The organism is Paenibacillus phytorum (assembly GCF_013141715.1).
GTDB classification, from domain to species: domain Bacteria; phylum Bacillota; class Bacilli; order Paenibacillales; family NBRC-103111; genus Paenibacillus_E; species Paenibacillus_E phytorum.
In genome coordinates, this window is sequence record NZ_WHOA01000125.1 from 175,303 (window position 1) to 192,918 (window position 17,616).

At 37.8% G+C, this 17,616-nt stretch carries 24 protein-coding genes; 10 read left to right on the forward strand and 14 right to left on the reverse strand.

Going from position 1 to position 17,616, the window contains the following annotated elements:
- Positions 1 to 9 precede the first annotated feature (9 nt).
- The 3 genes from GC098_RS19080 to GC098_RS19090 all read left to right on the forward strand — a co-directional run bounded on the left by GC098_RS19080 (position 10) and on the right by GC098_RS19090 (position 3,116).
- Complete coding sequence (locus GC098_RS19080; protein WP_171644840.1) at positions 10 to 339, forward strand: hypothetical protein; 330 nt, start codon at positions 10 to 12, stop codon at positions 337 to 339.
- A 158-nt stretch (positions 340 to 497) separates the two neighbouring features.
- Complete coding sequence (locus tag GC098_RS19085; protein ID WP_171644841.1) at positions 498 to 818, forward strand: ArsR/SmtB family transcription factor; 321 nt, start codon at positions 498 to 500, stop codon at positions 816 to 818.
- 12 nt (positions 819 to 830) lie between these two features.
- Complete coding sequence (locus GC098_RS19090) at positions 831 to 3,116, forward strand: heavy metal translocating P-type ATPase (RefSeq protein WP_171644842.1); 2,286 nt, start codon at positions 831 to 833, stop codon at positions 3,114 to 3,116.
- 49 nt (positions 3,117 to 3,165) lie between these two features.
- On the opposite strand, the gene GC098_RS19095 is transcribed toward GC098_RS19090, so the two are convergent.
- The 3 genes from GC098_RS19095 to GC098_RS19105 form a co-directional block, all read right to left on the reverse strand.
- Positions 3,166 to 3,570 (reverse strand): DUF5348 domain-containing protein, encoded by a 405-nt coding sequence (locus GC098_RS19095; protein WP_171644843.1) that lies wholly within the window; start codon positions 3,568 to 3,570, stop codon positions 3,166 to 3,168.
- A 227-nt stretch (positions 3,571 to 3,797) separates the two neighbouring features.
- Positions 3,798 to 4,178 carry a VOC family protein gene (locus GC098_RS19100; RefSeq protein WP_171644844.1) on the reverse strand — a complete coding sequence of 127 codons (381 nt, stop codon included), beginning with the start codon at positions 4,176 to 4,178 and terminating at the stop codon, positions 3,798 to 3,800.
- Between the two features lie 514 nt (positions 4,179 to 4,692).
- The gene (locus tag GC098_RS19105; protein WP_171644845.1) at positions 4,693 to 5,424 is read right to left on the reverse strand and encodes an NADPH-dependent F420 reductase; all 732 of its coding nucleotides are present in this window, start codon (positions 5,422 to 5,424) and stop codon (positions 4,693 to 4,695) included.
- Positions 5,425 to 5,577: 153 nt separating this feature from the next.
- On the opposite strand from GC098_RS19105, the gene GC098_RS19110 reads away from it, so the two are divergent.
- On the forward strand, positions 5,578 to 5,937 hold the full coding sequence (locus GC098_RS19110) for a winged helix-turn-helix transcriptional regulator (RefSeq protein ID WP_171644879.1): 360 nt from the start codon (positions 5,578 to 5,580) through the stop codon (positions 5,935 to 5,937).
- 256 nt (positions 5,938 to 6,193) lie between these two features.
- Here GC098_RS19110 and GC098_RS19115 read toward each other — a convergent pair whose 3' ends face one another.
- The 4 genes from GC098_RS19115 to GC098_RS19130 form a co-directional block, all read right to left on the reverse strand.
- Positions 6,194 to 6,484 (reverse strand): hypothetical protein, encoded by a 291-nt coding sequence (locus GC098_RS19115; protein WP_171644846.1) that lies wholly within the window; start codon positions 6,482 to 6,484, stop codon positions 6,194 to 6,196.
- A gap of 18 nt (positions 6,485 to 6,502) precedes the next feature.
- On the reverse strand, positions 6,503 to 6,910 hold the full coding sequence (locus GC098_RS19120) for a hypothetical protein (protein WP_171644847.1): 408 nt from the start codon (positions 6,908 to 6,910) through the stop codon (positions 6,503 to 6,505).
- Positions 6,911 to 7,006: 96 nt separating this feature from the next.
- On the reverse strand, positions 7,007 to 7,876 hold the full coding sequence (locus GC098_RS19125) for a helix-turn-helix domain-containing protein (RefSeq protein WP_171644848.1): 870 nt from the start codon (positions 7,874 to 7,876) through the stop codon (positions 7,007 to 7,009).
- Positions 7,877 to 8,480: 604 nt separating this feature from the next.
- Positions 8,481 to 8,786 carry a hypothetical protein gene (locus tag GC098_RS19130; protein ID WP_171644849.1) on the reverse strand — a complete coding sequence of 102 codons (306 nt, stop codon included), beginning with the start codon at positions 8,784 to 8,786 and terminating at the stop codon, positions 8,481 to 8,483.
- Between the two features lie 145 nt (positions 8,787 to 8,931).
- On the opposite strand from GC098_RS19130, the gene GC098_RS19135 reads away from it, so the two are divergent.
- Positions 8,932 to 9,129, forward strand: coding sequence for a hypothetical protein (locus GC098_RS19135; RefSeq protein ID WP_171644850.1), 198 nt, complete (start codon positions 8,932 to 8,934; stop codon positions 9,127 to 9,129).
- Positions 9,130 to 9,229: 100 nt separating this feature from the next.
- On the opposite strand, the gene GC098_RS19140 is transcribed toward GC098_RS19135, so the two are convergent.
- Both GC098_RS19140 and sigZ read right to left on the reverse strand, forming a co-directional pair.
- Entirely contained in the window at positions 9,230 to 9,394 is a 165-nt protein-coding gene (locus GC098_RS19140; RefSeq protein ID WP_171644851.1) for a hypothetical protein, read from the reverse strand.
- Positions 9,395 to 9,645: 251 nt separating this feature from the next.
- A complete protein-coding gene (gene sigZ / locus GC098_RS19145; protein ID WP_171644852.1) occupies positions 9,646 to 10,212 on the reverse strand; it encodes an RNA polymerase sigma factor SigZ in 567 nt (188 codons plus the stop codon).
- A gap of 93 nt (positions 10,213 to 10,305) precedes the next feature.
- Here sigZ and GC098_RS19150 point away from each other — a divergent pair, with 93 nt between their 5' ends.
- From GC098_RS19150 to GC098_RS19165, 4 genes are all read left to right on the forward strand, one after another.
- Complete coding sequence (locus tag GC098_RS19150; RefSeq protein ID WP_171644853.1) at positions 10,306 to 10,764, forward strand: MarR family winged helix-turn-helix transcriptional regulator; 459 nt, start codon at positions 10,306 to 10,308, stop codon at positions 10,762 to 10,764.
- Between the two features lie 67 nt (positions 10,765 to 10,831).
- On the forward strand, positions 10,832 to 11,317 hold the full coding sequence (locus GC098_RS19155; protein ID WP_376773904.1) for an ArsI/CadI family heavy metal resistance metalloenzyme: 486 nt from the start codon (positions 10,832 to 10,834) through the stop codon (positions 11,315 to 11,317).
- Entirely contained in the window at positions 11,308 to 11,796 is a 489-nt protein-coding gene (locus tag GC098_RS19160; RefSeq protein WP_171644855.1) for an arsinothricin resistance N-acetyltransferase ArsN1 family A, read from the forward strand. The genes GC098_RS19155 and GC098_RS19160 overlap by 10 nt, the downstream gene beginning before the upstream one ends.
- 27 nt (positions 11,797 to 11,823) lie before the next feature.
- Entirely contained in the window at positions 11,824 to 12,957 is a 1,134-nt protein-coding gene (locus GC098_RS19165) for an NAD(P)-binding domain-containing protein (protein WP_171644856.1), read from the forward strand.
- Positions 12,958 to 12,999: 42 nt separating this feature from the next.
- Here GC098_RS19165 and GC098_RS19170 read toward each other — a convergent pair whose 3' ends face one another.
- The 5 genes from GC098_RS19170 to recJ all read right to left on the reverse strand — a co-directional run bounded on the left by GC098_RS19170 (position 13,000) and on the right by recJ (position 17,079).
- Positions 13,000 to 13,578: a restriction endonuclease gene (locus GC098_RS19170; RefSeq protein WP_171644857.1), complete on the reverse strand. Its 579-nt coding sequence runs from the start codon at positions 13,576 to 13,578 to the stop codon at positions 13,000 to 13,002.
- A 141-nt stretch (positions 13,579 to 13,719) separates the two neighbouring features.
- Positions 13,720 to 14,541 (reverse strand): ATP-dependent DNA ligase, encoded by an 822-nt coding sequence (locus GC098_RS19175; RefSeq protein WP_246358706.1) that lies wholly within the window; start codon positions 14,539 to 14,541, stop codon positions 13,720 to 13,722.
- Positions 14,542 to 14,588: 47 nt separating this feature from the next.
- On the reverse strand, positions 14,589 to 14,849 hold the full coding sequence (locus GC098_RS19180) for a YolD-like family protein (RefSeq protein ID WP_171644858.1): 261 nt from the start codon (positions 14,847 to 14,849) through the stop codon (positions 14,589 to 14,591).
- A gap of 111 nt (positions 14,850 to 14,960) precedes the next feature.
- Positions 14,961 to 15,302, reverse strand: a complete 342-nt coding sequence (locus GC098_RS19185; RefSeq protein ID WP_171644859.1) for an ArsR/SmtB family transcription factor — start codon at positions 15,300 to 15,302, stop codon at positions 14,961 to 14,963.
- 127 nt (positions 15,303 to 15,429) lie between these two features.
- Positions 15,430 to 17,079 carry a single-stranded-DNA-specific exonuclease RecJ gene (recJ, locus tag GC098_RS19190; protein ID WP_171644860.1) on the reverse strand — a complete coding sequence of 550 codons (1,650 nt, stop codon included), beginning with the start codon at positions 17,077 to 17,079 and terminating at the stop codon, positions 15,430 to 15,432.
- Between the two features lie 384 nt (positions 17,080 to 17,463).
- On the opposite strand from recJ, the gene GC098_RS19195 reads away from it, so the two are divergent.
- Positions 17,464 to 17,613, forward strand: coding sequence for a hypothetical protein (locus tag GC098_RS19195; RefSeq protein ID WP_171644861.1), 150 nt, complete (start codon positions 17,464 to 17,466; stop codon positions 17,611 to 17,613).
- The last annotated feature ends 3 nt before the right edge of the window (positions 17,614 to 17,616 follow it).

Sequence of the window (17,616 nt, forward strand, 5' to 3'; positions counted from 1 at the left end):
GTCTCGTTTATGAATTCTTGTAGCTGCAACGGCTCGACTACTTTAGCTTGTAACATTTCTCAGATTGATCCCTTACAAAAAACACATTACTTTAACCTCCGTAAAGATCTTACAGAGAATCTACAAGTTGAAGAAATTTCATGTGGCTATACGTTTGTTTTTGAAAATACACCTACAATGCTTTTGAAGATTGCTGAATGGATTACTTTTGAAAACCTTTGTTGCCCTTTTATAAGATTTTCACTTCACATCAGTGGTGATGATCCTACTATCCGTTTAGACATGACTGGAAATGACCAAGTCAAGAGTTTAATACAGAATGAGTTTAATATTGCGTAAAAGTATGCCCTGATTCAATTAATGAATCAGGGCATTTACATATATAGAATTCTTTAAACAAACAATGATGAGTGTTGATTGACACTGATATTAGTGAATGCTAATATGATATCAAACACACGTATTAGTATTCACTAATATGAACTGGAGGGTCTTAAATGGCGACAGAAGTTATAGATACAAAGGCAAAATTTATTCGAGGTTTTAGTGATAAGACCCGCTTGCAGATATTGGAGTGTCTTAAACAAAATGAAAAAACAGTTTCTGAACTAGTGGAGGAGCTGCAAGGAAACCAATCCAACATATCGCAGCACCTATCTTGTTTAAAGGGCTGCGGACTTATTGTTGGGCGACAGGAAGGTAAGTATGTTTATTACCGATTACGGAGCGAACAAATAACTGAAATGCTTAATCTAATTGATTTGGTCTTTGAACAAGTCGGGAACGAAGTTGATAAATGCGATTCTCATCTTTATTAAGGTGGTGCAGCTATGAGTGACAGCGAAAAGCCCAAATTCAAACGTGAACTTACATTCACGACAATAACCCAGATACCCAAAGTAGAGTCAACATGCAAGGATGCTTGCTGTACAGAGAAAACAGCCCCATTACAAAATGATTCTGCTTGTAATGACTCTTGTTGCACTACAAGTAGCGACACAGCAAATTCAATACCAAGTCAAAACCCGATTAGTCCAGCCAGTAAAACGTACCAAATTGAAGGTATGGATTGCAGTTCTTGTGCTTTGACGATTGAAAATCACTTAAAAAAGATCCCTTCCGTAAAATCAGTCAATGTTAACTTTTCTTCAGGAAAAGCACACATTGAGCATGAAAATGAGGCAGAAGAAATCACTAAAGAGGTTTCCAAAATTGGATTCAAAGCAACCTTGCTAACAGGACGAACAATAAAGGTTGATATTCCCAAAGATACCAGTAATCAAAATCTCCTTATTTTCTCAGGCGTAATGCTGCTTGCTGCTTATGTCGGCTCCTATACCACAATGCCTACTTTTATGGTGACCATTTTATATGCGCTATCTGTAATTGTTGGAGGCTACAAACCCGCTAAGAGTGCATTCTACGCCGTAAAAAGTGGTACATTAGATATGAACGTACTCATGACCGTAGCTGTTATTGGAGCCGCGGCTATTGGGGAATGGCTTGAAAGTGCAACTGTTGTGTGGTTGTTTGCCTTAGGCAATTTGCTACAGAGCAGTTCAATTGAAAAGACAAGAAGTTCAATTCGAGATTTAATGGACTTAGCTCCTCCCGAAGCATGGCTTCATCACGGGACTAACCTAATTAGAAAGCCTGTTGAGGAAGTTCACATCGGAGAAGTTATTGTTGTAAAACCTGGAGAAAGAATCCCGTTAGACGGGATGATTACTCAAGGAGAATCTAGTGTAAATCAAGCTCCAATTACGGGAGAATCCATTCCAGTAGATAAACAAGTTGGGGATATTGTATTTGCAGGAACGATTAATGAACATGGTTCATTAGAAATAAAAGTAACAACGCTAATTACAGATTCAGCAATATCTAAAATTATTCATTTAGTAGAAGAAGCTCAAGAAAAGAAAGCACCTACACAAGCATTCATTGATAAATTTGCACGGATTTACACACCAATTGTCTTTTGCCTTGCATTACTTATCATGGTGATCCCGCCCATCGTTGGCTTTGGATCTTGGGGAGAATGGTTTTATAAAGGGCTAGAATTGTTAGTTGTTGCTTGTCCATGTGCACTCGTTATTTCGACTCCAGTTGCTATCGTCTCAGCAATAGGAAATGCTGCGAAAAATGGCATTCTCATTAAAGGTGGTGCCTATCTTGAAATAGCAGGAACGATAAACACGATTGCTTTCGACAAAACAGGAACGATGACAGAAGGAAAACCAAAAGTATCCCATGTATTTGCTTCTAAGGAAGTTCTAGCGATAGTTCGAACATTAGAGGAATATTCCAATCATCCCATTGCTAAATCCATTGTTCAATATGCCACTGAAAATGGTATTGAATCTTTACATGGTGAAAACTTCAGAAACATTGTAGGTAAAGGGATTCAAGCAACCATTGGAGACATCGAATATTTCGCTGGGAATGCAAAATTATTTCTAGAATTAAATGTCCCACTACACAATTTCGAAGAGCAAATAGAATCACTTCAAAAGGATGGAAACACAATTGTAATCGTCGGTACGAAACATGAGCTTATTGGAATCATTGCCATTGCGGATACAATTAGAAAATCTACTGTGAGTACACTAGAAAGTTTGAAGCAAATTGGCATTCAACAAGTGATCATGTTAACTGGTGACAATGTAGGATCGGCAAAGAAAGTCGCATCTCAAACGGGAGTTACTCGCTATTTTGCAGAGTTGCTGCCTGAAGACAAAGTGGAAGTGATTTCACAACTACAAACTGAAGGTTTTAAGGTTGCCATGGTAGGTGATGGTATCAATGATGCTCCAGCCCTTGCAACAGCGAATATAGGTATAGCTATGGGTGGAGCTGGGACTGATACAGCTATGGAGACTGCTGATATTATTCTGATGGCTGATAATTTAGAAAAACTCCCACACACAATAAAGCTTAGTCGATCAGCATTATTAATTATTAAGCAAAACATTTGGTTTTCTCTAATTATCAAATTTCTTGCCATAACATTAATCTTTCCAGGATTCTTAACGTTATGGATTGCGGTGTTAAGTGATACTGGGGCTGCTCTAATTGTTATTCTGAACAGCATGCGATTAATAAAATATAAAAGTTAATTCTAAAAAGAAACCAAGAAACCCAACTCAATTGAGTTGGGTTTCTTCATTATCGCACTCTGGCTTCAAATCCATTTAGCGGCATGCCAGGAAAAGCTATCGCGTAATAATCCTCGTTATGTTCAATTGTTGTTTTAATCCATAAGTCGTACTCATAAAAAGAGTCGTACTTCAAAACTTCAATTGTTGAACCTGAAGTGAGATTATCTCCATCACCAATCTCATATCTCCCTAGGCTATTTTTATTAAGCGTACCCTGTCTCTTGATTGGCTTATTCCAATACTCAACTTCACTAATCACTTGTTCTATTGGAGTTGCCATTGATAGCAAGTAATTTAGTTCCGACCTTGTTTCGATATCCAAATCAGACATTGCAATACTTTCATTCATGGCTTGAATAGACAAGGCAATCTTTTTGAGTTTTGGCAGCAATTCTTCTAGCTCATTTTTCACCTTTTTTACGTTCACTTAAATATCGGTATCCTCTCTTTGAAGAGTATCTGTACTATTTATTCATATTCTGACATGCTTTAACTATTCACATTTATACCCACGCTTGTTCCAGCACACCTGATGTTACCCAATGAAAGCAGAAAAAGCAGGGCACCGTGGCGCCTGCTTTTTTTGCCTTTATTCAGCTATAGTTCACCGTAAATTTTAATAAATATTGGGTACTTGTGCTACTCGTTCGGTTGCCAAGCCTTTAATTTATTACCATCGGGGTCATAGAAATCAAACTCTTTAAACCAGCTATGTACAATCATTTCTTCGATACGTATCCCATTTGAACGGGCGTGCTCATATAGTCCAACAATATCTGAAGTTCGAAAACAGACTACTGGCATTTCATAACTTTGTTCACTTGCCAACCATTGATTTGTCTTAAAAGCTAGAACTTGATTATCCGTTCGCTCGCGTAGAAAAACCTCTTGTTTACCTGCGAGCAAATAATCCTCGTTGCCCTTCAATCCAAGGTGCTCGATGTACCACTGCTCTGATTTCTCTCTGTCGGAAACAGGGATATAGACTCCATCTATTCCAATCAACGCTGGTTTTTTCATAAAATCGACTCACCGCCTACAAGAGTTTTGGTCATTAGCTACTACTCTTAATTAATACAGTAAAATCCATGAATGGTTGCGTTAACCTACCCGTTACTTTAATAAAACCAAAAGAGGAGCTTGCCGCGAAGCAAGACCCTCAACTATAGTTATTCCGTTAGTTTAACATTCAATCGTGCAATATGATAAACTTGAACTGAGGTGATCAACTAATGCCATCAAACAAATTAATGCTGTCAGGTATTTTTCTCTTTGTACTGATGTATTATGTTCAAAACAATATGCATATAAGATTGCATCTGTTTGAAGTAATAATTCCACTTATAGGGGTTGTCCTGTTTATTTTTGGACTAATCACGAGAGATGATAAATAGTCAATGTTAAACTAATCTACCCGTTTGTATTATAAGGTGAACAGATAGATCAGGAAACGACAGCCATGAACAGGCTACCGTTTCTTTTGGTTTATTCAACTAACGTTCTCCCATTAGTTGAAGGTACAGGGATTTGTAATTTATGAATTGAATACTTCTCTATTTGCTTTAACAACATCATGAATGGAAAATGTTCCACCTGAAGCTATCAGTTTTTCCATGACCTTTTCGCGCAGAAGTGGCGCTTTTTCTTTATTCGCTTTCGTTAAGGCTATAGCTAGCTCCTCTTTTGTAAGTTCGGTACAGTACGCTGGGGTTCCTGGCTGTTGTCTCCACGAATCGCTTAAAGAACCGCTATCTACGGCATCGAAGCCTAGATCGTTTGCTACACCCATGATGATTTGTTTATGGGATAGGTCATCGCCAGCAACCGCTATAGCAATGCGTCCATCCGTCCCTTCGGGAGTTCCATGATGCTCTAGCGTATAGGCTAAGAAATTGTTGAACGCTTTAATGATGGGTCTTCCCAAATGATTGGACACCCAAACACTTTCAACCATTCCTTTCTCCACGTCTTCGATTTTACCGCTGATTTGAGGATAATAATTTGAAGTGTCTACTACGACGACTTCCTCCCCAACTTTATCTATATTGTTGCGAATGCTTGGCAATGCATAGAAAGGGATCGATGTTATAAGAACATCGATATTTTTAATGACATCTTCTAAGATCACAGGTGTTCCTGTAAGATTTTTCCCTTCCAAGCGTTCAATCCCACGAGCGTCTGCAATCTTGACATCATGTCCATTATCAACCAATTTTTTTGCAATATTAGATCCAATTGGTCCTGCACCTATAATTCCAAATCTCATTTCCATTCCTCCTATTTTCTATTTTAATTTTGAGTCGATTGAGTAATTTGTATACATGCATTAATATATATGCATTGCTCGTATTTTTGAAGAAGGCAATTAAAAATGACATAGTACATTTTTTTGTACCTTACAGCAGAATGGGGTGGAAAGGTGTCTAGAATAAGCAAAGATGGATTTAATGAAGAATGCAAGAAAGATCACAGAGAAATATATGGCATTGCCTATACCCAAAACATGCTTTCAGGACGTTGGAAGTATCTGATTCTTTGGTTTTTAAAGTTAAAATCGCATCGATACAATGAAATCAAGACTCTTTTATGGGGAATTTCACAAGGGTCACTAACCAAGCAACTTCGAGAATTAGAAGCGGATGGCTTAATTAATCGCAAAGTTTATCCCGAGGTACCTCCGCGTGTTGAGTATTCGTTAACATCAAAAGGGGAGCAATTGATTCCAATTATTGATCTAATGGAGGAATTCGGAAAGAAGTTTGGAGACAAAATAGATTAATCATATTGGGTATTTTTAATCTAAACTGCCAGTTAGTTAAGTAAAGGGCTGCCACTTGGCAGCCCCTTTTGTTATTAAGCTATAGTGTTCCGTTAGTTGAAGAGACATTGGTTTAATTATCTCATTTAGTGATGTTTACAGCGAAAGTGACGTGCGGTTCACCTTCAAGGACGGCACTGAGATAAGTGCTTAATTAAACCAATAATAAAAAACGGGTGCTTCGATAGCATCCGTTTTTGAGTTACACAGGTAATTTTTATAAAGCGTCTTCTAATTCTTCTTCAGAGTACCCAAAAGTATAATCCTCGTCTTTTCCGTTGGATGCCCATATTTGTGCAGCATCGTAAACGCTTAAGGATTCACTCTCATCGGTATCGTCCTCTTTTGAACCATAGAAATCTGGACAACTCATATTTTCGCAACACATATCACTATAAACATACTTTTTTCTCAAGGGTTCTCCGCAATGTGGGCAAGGTGGAGTTTTGCCAGTAAATGCGTTTTCCTCTTCCCAGCTCTTTCCCTTGAAAATATCGAATAATCCCATATTAGCGCCCCTCCTCAATTACGCACACATCTTGGTGTATGCGTCAACCCAAGTTTGGTGTTCTTCCAATATAAAACCATGTTCCAGTGCAGACTCAATTTTGCTCAGTGAGGCGATCCTCCCATCAGGGAGGTTTCGAATGTGCTTGTTCACATCGACGGCTCTCTCGATACACTCGATAGTTACATTTTCTATAATGCTGACGTTAACAGGCGCAGTTGTCATGAGGTTAATGTCTTTTTGTTTGTTAATATTGTTTTTCAAATCGCTCGAAAAAACAAACCTCTTTATGGAATCCCAATTCTTCGTAATCAGAACTACCCCTACCACGGCGACAACTGTGACACCCACAATAATAATCTCGGTTTTGTTTTCCTTGATTTTCACCTTGACTTTATCGATAACTCCTTTATTTTCTTCATTCATCTGATTCAACTCCTTACTGATTCATTTAGCGTGTCTGTTGGAATCAGTATAACGAAAAAAACAAAGATTGAAGTTCACAATGTGTGAAATTCAGATTTATTTAAAAAGTGCCTTTTTAAAGTAGGAAAAAGCATATGGGTTACCGAGCGACAAATACGACAGCATCATTTCCATGCCGATAATTTGATTTATCTCCTGACTGTAATCCGTATCTACTATGCCAATGATATATCGAAGTGCCAAGTAGTAATCTGCAATGTTGGCGTATTCAGGTGAACTCTTTAGAAACTCTATAAACGCCAATATAGAACCGCTCAGATCGCGGGCATATTGCATTTTATTCGTTTTCTGGGCTTCGGTGATATTTTTTTCTTTACTGAGAACGTATTTCTTAACAAAATCCTTGCCGTGTGCTTTTCCAAACTGTATTGCCTTACCTATCGCAATCCAGTGTTCATCTGGAAGTAGTGAGTATTGTACGTAAATTAACCACAGCATATTTGCCGCTGATTCCTTTGTTTCATATTTCTCTAATGATTCTGCATACGCATCCATTGCCCTTTCAAAGACACTTCGCATTATTACACTATCAGCTTTACTAAAGCTATCTGCGATTTCCTGGGTGAATTTATATCCTTTTGCAAAACATTCGTCTTCCAAGGCTTTGTCTGAAACCAATAGTGGCAAAACCACCTTAATCATCGATACGACGTTTTCCCAAGTAAGGGCTAAGTCAGCATAATTCAATTCTGAAAAATCTGCTCGGATTAATTGGTCAAGAGGATATCCGTAATGTGAAGCAATTGCTTGCAAAGTTTCCATACTAACATCTCGTGCGCCACTTTCAATCATGGAAATCATATTGTGTTCATAGCCAATCGTTCTTCCAAGTTCTTGTTGGGACTCCCCGTGAGCCTTCCGTAAGTCTCTAATGTTTTTTCTTAGTATATCTTTAAGTTGCATCATGATTCACAGGACTCCTACCTCTGTTCTTTTTAATGCTACGCCGTTTGCACACCCCTCTTTGGAAAATGCCCCCCTTAAACGGCAAACAGGCTAATCGTTAAATTGTATCGAACTCGACGTGATTATTTCACAGATCGTGCATACAACACCTGGCTTAGCTAATACGTCCTCGTCTTCAATGAAAAGCAGGCTAACCATCAAGCAGAATACCTCTCGCGACGTAAAGTGCTCCCCTGCGGTTTCGTTCGATTGCTCGGTAAATCGGCAAATCATAGAAGTTGTATTCTATTCCCGTGTATTAATCTCCTTTAATACATTTCTCTCATTTTTTAAATTTCACGCTTTGATAAGCTGCCCAATCCTTCAATTTTTGTAACTAGCTTCCTCCATGCTCTACTGCCCGTTAGTTTAGTGACAAAAAGGAGACCCTCAGCAACGGGCTGAGGGTCTAAGTTATATTTTAAAGGGGGTTGGCTTTTATTATAGGTGTGATTTATTAATTCCAAATGAAAATAATATTTAATTATTATTATTTTACTTAACACTTCCCCTCCGTAAGAGTGAAAGATTGCAATACAATAACATAACGTAAAATTAAAATTCATTATTCCTTCCAACAATCCGCTGTGGCAGATCCGAGATCATGCCAAACTCCTTTTCTATACTGAAATCGATCCAACACCTCCAAAGAGATGATATTTACAATCATTCCTTCAACTGGATCAGGAACTTCATCCCAACTCTCATAGTAGTTTTTTTCTTTGTAAAAAGCATAGGCAAAAAAGTGATACCAAACTAACCTGTGCCATGGATATTTGCGTAATAGATCATCAGGGCTTATTTCCAATCCAAAACAATCATTTAAATATCGTGAAACATACGTAGCAGTTAATTTATGAGTCGAGTCCAAGTTTGCTTCACCACCACACGAGAACATTAGTTCTTATATTATATGGAGTGATTTCAATATTATCAATACAATACAAAAACGTCTGTAAATAACACCCTATATATGTAATAATAGTGCATATCATTTTTCTTTAGAGGAGTTCAACATGGCAAAACAACGGCAACTCATCGAGCACTCGGATTTTGAACGGATGCGCGTATTCCATCAACCCATTTCAGTTTTTTTAAATGGAGAACTGATGGGAAGCAATATTCTCATACAATCTCACGATAGTGAAATCGTAATTGACAGTAATGGTGAGAAGTATTCGAAGGAAACATGTCAATTCCTAAGAACGAGGTAAGTAATAACTTCTACGAACAAATAACACCAAAAAGCAATGGACAACCTCTATGGTCTGCCCATTGCTTTTTTAGTTAACGAGTTAAAATCAAATACACCAGTTAACAGCAGCAACAAATTGTTTGCTGTTTTTTACTACTAATTAAACCAGACAATTGCCTACTTATACTACCATCCTTGTTTTGTGGATCGCGCTGAACAAAGTATTGTTCCATTTCCTTCGCTTTCCATTCTGCCATTTTCCCCAGTGCATACTCATTTAGCATCCCAAACCCCACCTTAACTTTAAAAATTTAAGTTAGCAGCAGCCAGAAGTCTTGTTTGTTTCCGTTTTGCAACAGTTTGGTTCACAGCAGTCATCGATTTGGAGATTATCAGTGCAGCAATCATCTGCACAACAAGCATCATTGTCTGCCTTTTTTACATCTGTCATATGGATCAGCCTCCTAATTGTTTATTCAGCTATTAAGACGGAGGTATTTACAAAAGGACGCAAATCCAATAACCTTTTTCATAATTAACACAGGTTGCAGTTACAACTTACTGATTTTCTCTGATAATCAATGACGTTTCCAAGACGATCTCGCTCAATATGGCAACAAGCCAGGAGTATTTCTTTTATCTTTTCCCTGCCGCGCTGTACCCTCGATTTAGCTCCCGAGACTGAAATTCCAAGCCGCTCTGCAAGCTGCTTTTGATTAAGAACACCTAACTCAGTCAGCAAGATCGCTTCTCTGTACTTTTCGTCCAAGTCTTGCACGATGCAGGAAAGCCAGCCACTAACAAGGTTGTTCAGATTACTTGCTTCCTCAGTCTCTTCTATAAGTTCTATCTCATCATCAAAATGGGTTTCGGCTCCATTTCTGCGGGCAGAAGTACGATAATAATCCGTTATGGCATTTCGCGTAATCTGGTACATCCAACTTTGAATTTTACTTTCGTCGGATAATGTATGAACGGAGAGATGAATCTTTCTAAATACATCCTGTAAAATATCCTCGGCATCGAACTCGCTACGTACACGCTTTTGTATAAATGACAATAAATCCGTACTAAATCTCGTCCAAAGCTCCTCAGTTTTCAATTCATTACCTCCGATATGTTTGATAATTAAATGTTAAATGAAATACTTGCAATTATCAACTATTGTATGTTATAAATATTTCAGGTGATCATAATGAAACAATTACCACAGTACGTAGACGTACGTGAAGTCCTTCAATTACTAGTCAGACGCTTTGGTTTACTTCAGAAAGATGGTGCCCAGTGCTGCGGCGTATCTGTCGTGCAGAGCCATATCATGTATGAGCTGCACAAACGTCCAAATATTTCTTTAAACGAGCTATCCGAAATTTTGAGCATTGATACAAGTACGCTGAGTCGTCAGGTCCAGCAACTCGTCGAGAACGATTTGATTAACCGTCTGCCTGATCCTAAGGATCGACGCTACGTTGTACTCTCTCTTACTGAAACAGGGGAGAAACAGTACGATGAGATAGCGGAGACGATGGAAGAGTATGTCCTGGGAATTTTTCAACATGTTCCTCCAGAAAAGAAGGCACAAGTCCTAGAAAGCCTTCAAATTCTTAGTGATGCAATGAGTCAAAGTCCAAATTGCTGTACGCCTCCTCTATAAAGAGGAGTTCATTTTTATCATATAGTTGCAAATATCAATTATTGAAAAATTCAAGAGGAGTGTGTTAATTATGAAAATGCATGTTGCTATCAACGTAAAAAACCTTGAACAATCTCTAGCGTTTTACAAAAAGTTATTTGATGCTGAACCAACCAAAGTAAAGGAGAATTATGCAAAGTTCGAGTTAGATCAGCCAGCTCTACATTTTTCCCTAAATGTCCGCGATTACGATAACAAAGGAGTTCTTAACCATTTTGGTTTTCAAGTACAGAATACAGAAGAAGTGCTAGCAGCTAAGCACCGCCTACAAGAAGCTGGTCTGGTCTCCTTTGATGAAATGAATACTACTTGTTGCTATGCTGTTCAAGATAAAATTTGGGTGAGTGATCCTGAGGGAAACCCATGGGAAGTGTTTTATACACGTGAGGATTCGGAATTTGAAGCAGCAGAAGATCACGTTATACCTGTTTCTTCTGTATGCTGCACAACGCCTGAACCGACAACGACTAACATTAAATTAACTGATTTCAGAGACAAGAATACATGCTGTTAATTCGAAGAGCCACCAAAGCGGATATCTCAAGCATTCTTCAGATTTATAATCAAGGGATCGAAGACCGCATCGCTACGTTGGAATCCGAACCCAAAGATGAAATCTACATGCAAGAGTGGTACGACAAGCATCAAGGGAGATTTAGCGTTCTTGTAGCCGAAGATAATGGAATTGTTGTAGGCTGGGCTTCCATTAACCCCTATAGCAACAGATGTGCCTATGATGGTGTTGGTGATTTATCAATTTACATTCATCGGGATCATCGCGGCAAAGGGATTGGCGGTCAACTGCTTCGCGAAATCGAAACAGTGGGAAAAGAAAATAAGTTCTACAAAATTGTACTATTCACATTTCCGTTTAATCATCTAGGTCAGAGTTTGTATCGAAAAGCAGGGTACCGCGAAGTGGGTGTATTTCAGAATCAAGGAATCCTAGATGGGGAATTTATTGATGTTATGGCAATGGAGAAGCTTTTATAGAGAGCTTCTAAAGGGGGGGGGACTAACATGTACGACCTAATTATTATCGGGGCAGGTCCTTACGGGATCTCACTCGCTGCACATGCGATAGCTAACAATTTGAGTTATAGAATTTTAGGGTACCCTATGGATTTTTGGAAAAACCAAATGCCACAAAATATGTTCATTCGTACGCCTCACGACTTTTGTAGTTTCTCAGACGCACAGGATGAACTTACGATTCATCGCTTTGCAAAAGAAACGGGAGTTGAGCTTGTAACACCTCTGCCTCGACCTATATTTGTTGATTATGCGATGTGGTTCGCCAAAGAAGCTGGTGTGGAATTTACCCCTGAGCTCGTTACCACCCTCTCTAAGGATGGTGAAGACTATCTCATTGAAACTGAAACGGGACAAAGTTTTCAAGCTAAAAATGTGATCATTGCGACAGGTGTTGAACATTACAAATACATGCCCGATCTGTTTCAATCCCTACCTGCACACCTCGTTTCTCATACATCTGGTTATACAAGTTTTCAAGCATTTGCAGATAAAAATGTTGCCGTTGTTGGAAGCGGACAAAGCGCATGGGAGGCAGCTGCTCTTCTGCATATAGCTGGAAGCAATGTTGAGCTTCTGTATCGAAGAGAATCCGCCAATTATGCAGGAAGCTCAGCAGATGAAATTCAGCTTCGTAATCTCGGGGACGTTTTTTATCAGTTACCCCAAGATGAAAAACAAGAAGAATGGGGTCAATCACCAGGCAGTGTAGCCCACTTCCTAAGACCTTATGTAGAAGGAAAAGTACCTGAGACAAGTGGCATTACGATTGTCGGAGCTGAACAAACTTCCGATGACAAGATAAAACTAATCCTATCGGATGGAACTTTGCGTGTTGTCGATCATGTCATTTCAGCATCTGGATTCCGAATTAACCTTGAACGAGTTCCTTTTTTTCCCCAGGAACTGCTCACTAGTATCGTTCGGGAAAATGATTTCTCTCAATTTCCAAAACTAGACGAATCATTCGAATCAAGTATTCCTGGGCTTTATTTTGCTGGACCACTTTCGTCACATTCACACGGACCAACGTTTAGATTCATTCTTGGTTTAAAGAAAGCTAGTCAAACAATCATTTCAAATATCACGGTAAAGTATGGTCTGGTTAATGCATGTTGCTAAATAAAAGGGAGTCCGCGCTTACATAGCGGACTCCCTTTTATTTCAAGCAATAGAAGGATTGAATATGAATTTTGATGAAGCATTTTTATGCTCCAAACTTCTAACCCACAAATCAATTAATTCTCGTCCTTCAATTAGTCTTATATTTAATCCCTCTGCATAAGCCTTTGCATTTGGGGTAAACGTGCTCGTGGTAATTACATAACCACCTTTAGCATTTTGTTTTATCATTTGCGAATGAATAATCGCAATTGGGTCAAATGAGACTGGGTTATAGTCGGCATGACACTTAATTTGCCCAAGATACAACCCATCACCACGTTTTTCTTCAATATCAACTCCGAAATCACCCGATCCACTAGTTACAAATGCTTCACTTTGATTTACATCAGACATAATCTTAGCAACGAATCGTTCAAAGTCTAATGGGTTTTCTTTTTCTGGATCTTCACTTTTCATATAGCGTTGATACAATCCGACAAGCAGCGTTTTTTTCATCTCTTCGTTGATTGATATAAAATCAATCGCTGATCGTCTTATCGAATCTAATTCCTGTTTCGTCTTCAATAGGTAAAATCCCATAAAACCAGCAACTATTAACACAACAATTACATATGACATTGTAACAATCTCCCCTTAACAAATTCTCATTATCATTATTGACTCTTGGGGAGTGAGCTAGACACAAAGTTTAGATAATTAATACGTCCAATAGCAGTTTTCAGGGTCTTTTTCAAACAAAAAACCTTTAAATATAGTCGTTCAAAGCTGATGTTGATCGCTTCGCTCTAGATATTGAATCCGACAACAAAGCTTTGGTTCAATCCAATATGTTTTCTTATCAATTCTAGTTTGTATCTGTTTTGCTATTTCTAAAAATGCTCGCTTGTCATCCATCCTAAAACCAAATTCAACAATACCGACAGGCTTATACTTAACTGTTTTAAAGTGCAGTCCTAAGACCAAACCAAACTGTGGTTCTGTTCGATAACCTAAAATTATGGTATCAATCGTTTTGAAATTCTTAATCTTCAACCAATCTTTCGTTTCTACACCTAAGACATACTTAGAATCTTTCCTTTTCGCAACAATACCTTCCATATCATGTTCAATGCTCCAAGAGCTTAAATCTTTTCCTCGCCCTTCGATAAAAGCAGTTGGAGTAATAATGTCTGTGCTACTTATAATCTCATTCAGTCGACTTTTACGGGACATTAGTGGTTCCTTCAGGTGCTCAGAAGAAGTAAGTAATACATCAAAAACAACAAAGGTAGCAGGATGCGTTCTAAGCGCTGCTTTAATTTTTGCTGAATCAGAAATACGACCACGATATGAAAAATCATCGAACACGGATCTGCCGTCTCGAATACATACACCTTCACAATCCAGTATTGCCGTATCTACTTTTATTGAAGAAACAGCTTCCTTCAATTCAGGAAATTTACTCGTTACAATATTACCATTTCGGGTATACGCTTCTAAACGTGTACCCTTTTTGTGTAAGAGAATTCTCCATCCGTCCCATTTGGGTTCAAAAATAAATTCATTATCATCAAAAGCATCTTTACCGATGGAAACAATCATTGGCTTTATAGGAGAAAACAGCATATAATTACACCTTTTTTTTAACCTCAGAGTAGAATTATATCCATTATGTCCTCGATCCCTATCCAAGCATACTCCTCGTCATTTTCTACCTGTATTTGTTTAGTTACAGGAGAGACCTTGGGGATCTTGCCAATTATTTTCTGCAACCCATAATCGGACCAAATGGAAACCTCAACTAATAGATCATTAAATATGGCTACACCCATTGTTCGAATGATTTCTTCATACTTCACTTCTTCTAATAACGGCCTATCCAACTTCGACTGTTCAATCTGGGATAACATACCCTCACCTCAATATAGAACGTTTGTTCCTATATTGTATCTAATTTAGAACTCACTTGCAATTCAATTTGCTGAAACAAAAAGAGCACCAAAGTGAAACAGGTACTCTTGTTATTGGGATGATTCCAAAGCAAGCATCATCATTTGCTTCAATCGGTCATTCTTTATCGAGTACATAACCGATTTACCTACATTTCTATCGCTTACGAAGCCTAAACGTCTTAAGGACCGAAGATGATGGGATGCGGATGAGATGGAACAACCAACTAATTTGGAAATGTCACTAACACACATTTCCTCTTCTAAACAAAGAACGTAGAGCAACTTCATTCTTGTTTGATCTGATAAGACTTTAAACATTCTTACAATTCCACTCAAACTTTGTGTATGCACTGTTTCACGAGTTTTTTCTAATTTCTCATGCGATAATGACGCGGACACATTATCAGCCATCGTACAAGCCTCCCCGTAATGAACATTCAAATGTCCATTTGAATGTCATTATTGCCAACTTCGTTCATATTAGACATTCATCTGAAAATAATATTGCTAACATAATTTATTAGGAGCACCTTATTTATTATTTAGATATCTCTTGTAGATTGAAATGAAATTGTCTTTCTCCAAAAGTGTACAAACCCTTTGTAAGACCTTCTGCGAGCTCATCATAGAGACCAGCTTTACCATAGGCAATGATTTCTTTCTTGTTGATGATGAGCTTCAAGTGCTCTAATGCCTTTCCAAAGATTTCAATATGTTGAATTTTTGATAGTGGTGAATAAAATATTGGTTTGGGATTACCTAATCCATAAGGTTCTAACGTTTGGAAATCATTTATGCCATTCTTGTCCCAAGCCTCAAATGGCATTTCAGCTAAATAATGTACTTTGGGTGAAGATGATTCTTCCAACTCAGCTGAAGAATGTAGCGCTGAAAAAAACGCTTCTAACTGTGGCCTTTCCGTCGAAACTTTTAATCCAGCCGCTGCTTTATGCCCCCCATATTTTATTAAATATTGTGAACATCGCGTAAGAGTATTGATCATTGAAAAATTGGTACCATGTACAATTCGAGCAGACCCTACGCCATCTGCCGATATGACGATCGCAGGTTTCTTAAATTCTTCCGTAACTCTGGCAGCCAATATCCCAACAATTCCTTTGTGATATTCTCCATGAATAGCTATGATTCGCCCACGTTGCATGTTCTCTTGAAGAATTCTTTCTTTTAAATCTACATATTGATTTCTTTGCATTTCTTTTCTTTCTGTATTTATGTGTATCATTGCACGAAGTTCATCCATACAAGGGTCCTTTGCAATAAGCAGTTGAACCGCTTTATTAGGATCGCCAATCCTACCACATGAATTAAAAATTGGAGCTATTTGAAAACTGATTTTTGTACTGTCCACTTCATTTATCTTCAGTAATGAGAATAGATGTTTGAAAATACAACTAGGTGCAACGTTCATCTTCTGTAAGCCATAATAAACGATTGTTCTATTTTCATCCGTCAAGGAAACCAAATCAGCAATTGTTCCAAGTGCTGCAAGTTCGATATATTCCTTTATTAACATTTCCCATGGTTTCTTGTCAGCCATGAATAGAGCTTGTACTACTTTTAAAGCAACACCAGCTCCACATAACTCTTTGAATGGATAATTTTCAAGTTCCATTTTAGGATTAATAAAAGCCACGCAGTCAGGTTCCCCATCCGTAATCTCATGATGGTCAGTAACAATTACTTTAATGCCTCTTTGCCTTGCGATTGAGAGGGCCTCATGAGCGTTAGAGCCATTATCAACAGTTATTATCAATGCAGTCTCTTGAGGCAAGCTATGAATTGTATGTGCTGATAAGCCATATCCCTCTTCCCTTAATGGTAATCGTACTTGGACGTTAGCCTTGAAAGAATTTAATCCTTTATACAAAATGGCCGACGAAGTCATACCATCAACATCATAGTCACCAAAGATAACTATCAACTCATGGTTAACAATTGCTTTTGCAATAAAATAAATTGCCTTTTTCATATCTCTAAACAAATAAGGATCATTAAATTGAGTAAAGGATGGAAATAAGAAATTTTCTATTTTGGACTCACTATTAATCCCAAGGTTAAATAGATGGAGTATAACTAATGGGTTTAAATTAAACTGCCGACTGTAATAAGTAAGTAAATCCTTCCTTGGATGATTTTCTAAAGGTTCACTGACTTGCATCCATTTCATAACTTTAGCCCCCTTATGTGCAAGTAAATTTCAACTGTTTGTTCAAATGTTTTGAGCAACAAATTTAGAGCCTTTAATAGCTATACTGGTAATACTAACCATTTTTTTGAATATTCATTCATACATATAATCAATCGATTATATATTCCCTTAATTATCGAATATCCATGATCTTATAACAGGCACCAAGTTATATGGAAAAGTGGCTTATTTAACTCTTATTTCAAAATTATATGCATATATAATTATTCGCTTATATATATTGAGTATGAAGACAACCATATTGGAAAGGAGATAAATAAATGAATCAACTTTGCAAGGCAATAGGAAAAAAATCATCAAGGAGAACATACACATTAATACAGAAATTGGAGGATGCTCGTATTGGGGAAATATAAAGAACTCAAGAATGTCAAAGTCACATCAATTAGCTATGTGCATGATCCAAACGCAGCTAAAAAATGGTTCGACATGTGTTTGGATATCATGATGCAGAAATTAAAGGAAGAGGATGAAGAAGATGTGAAGGAGTGAAAG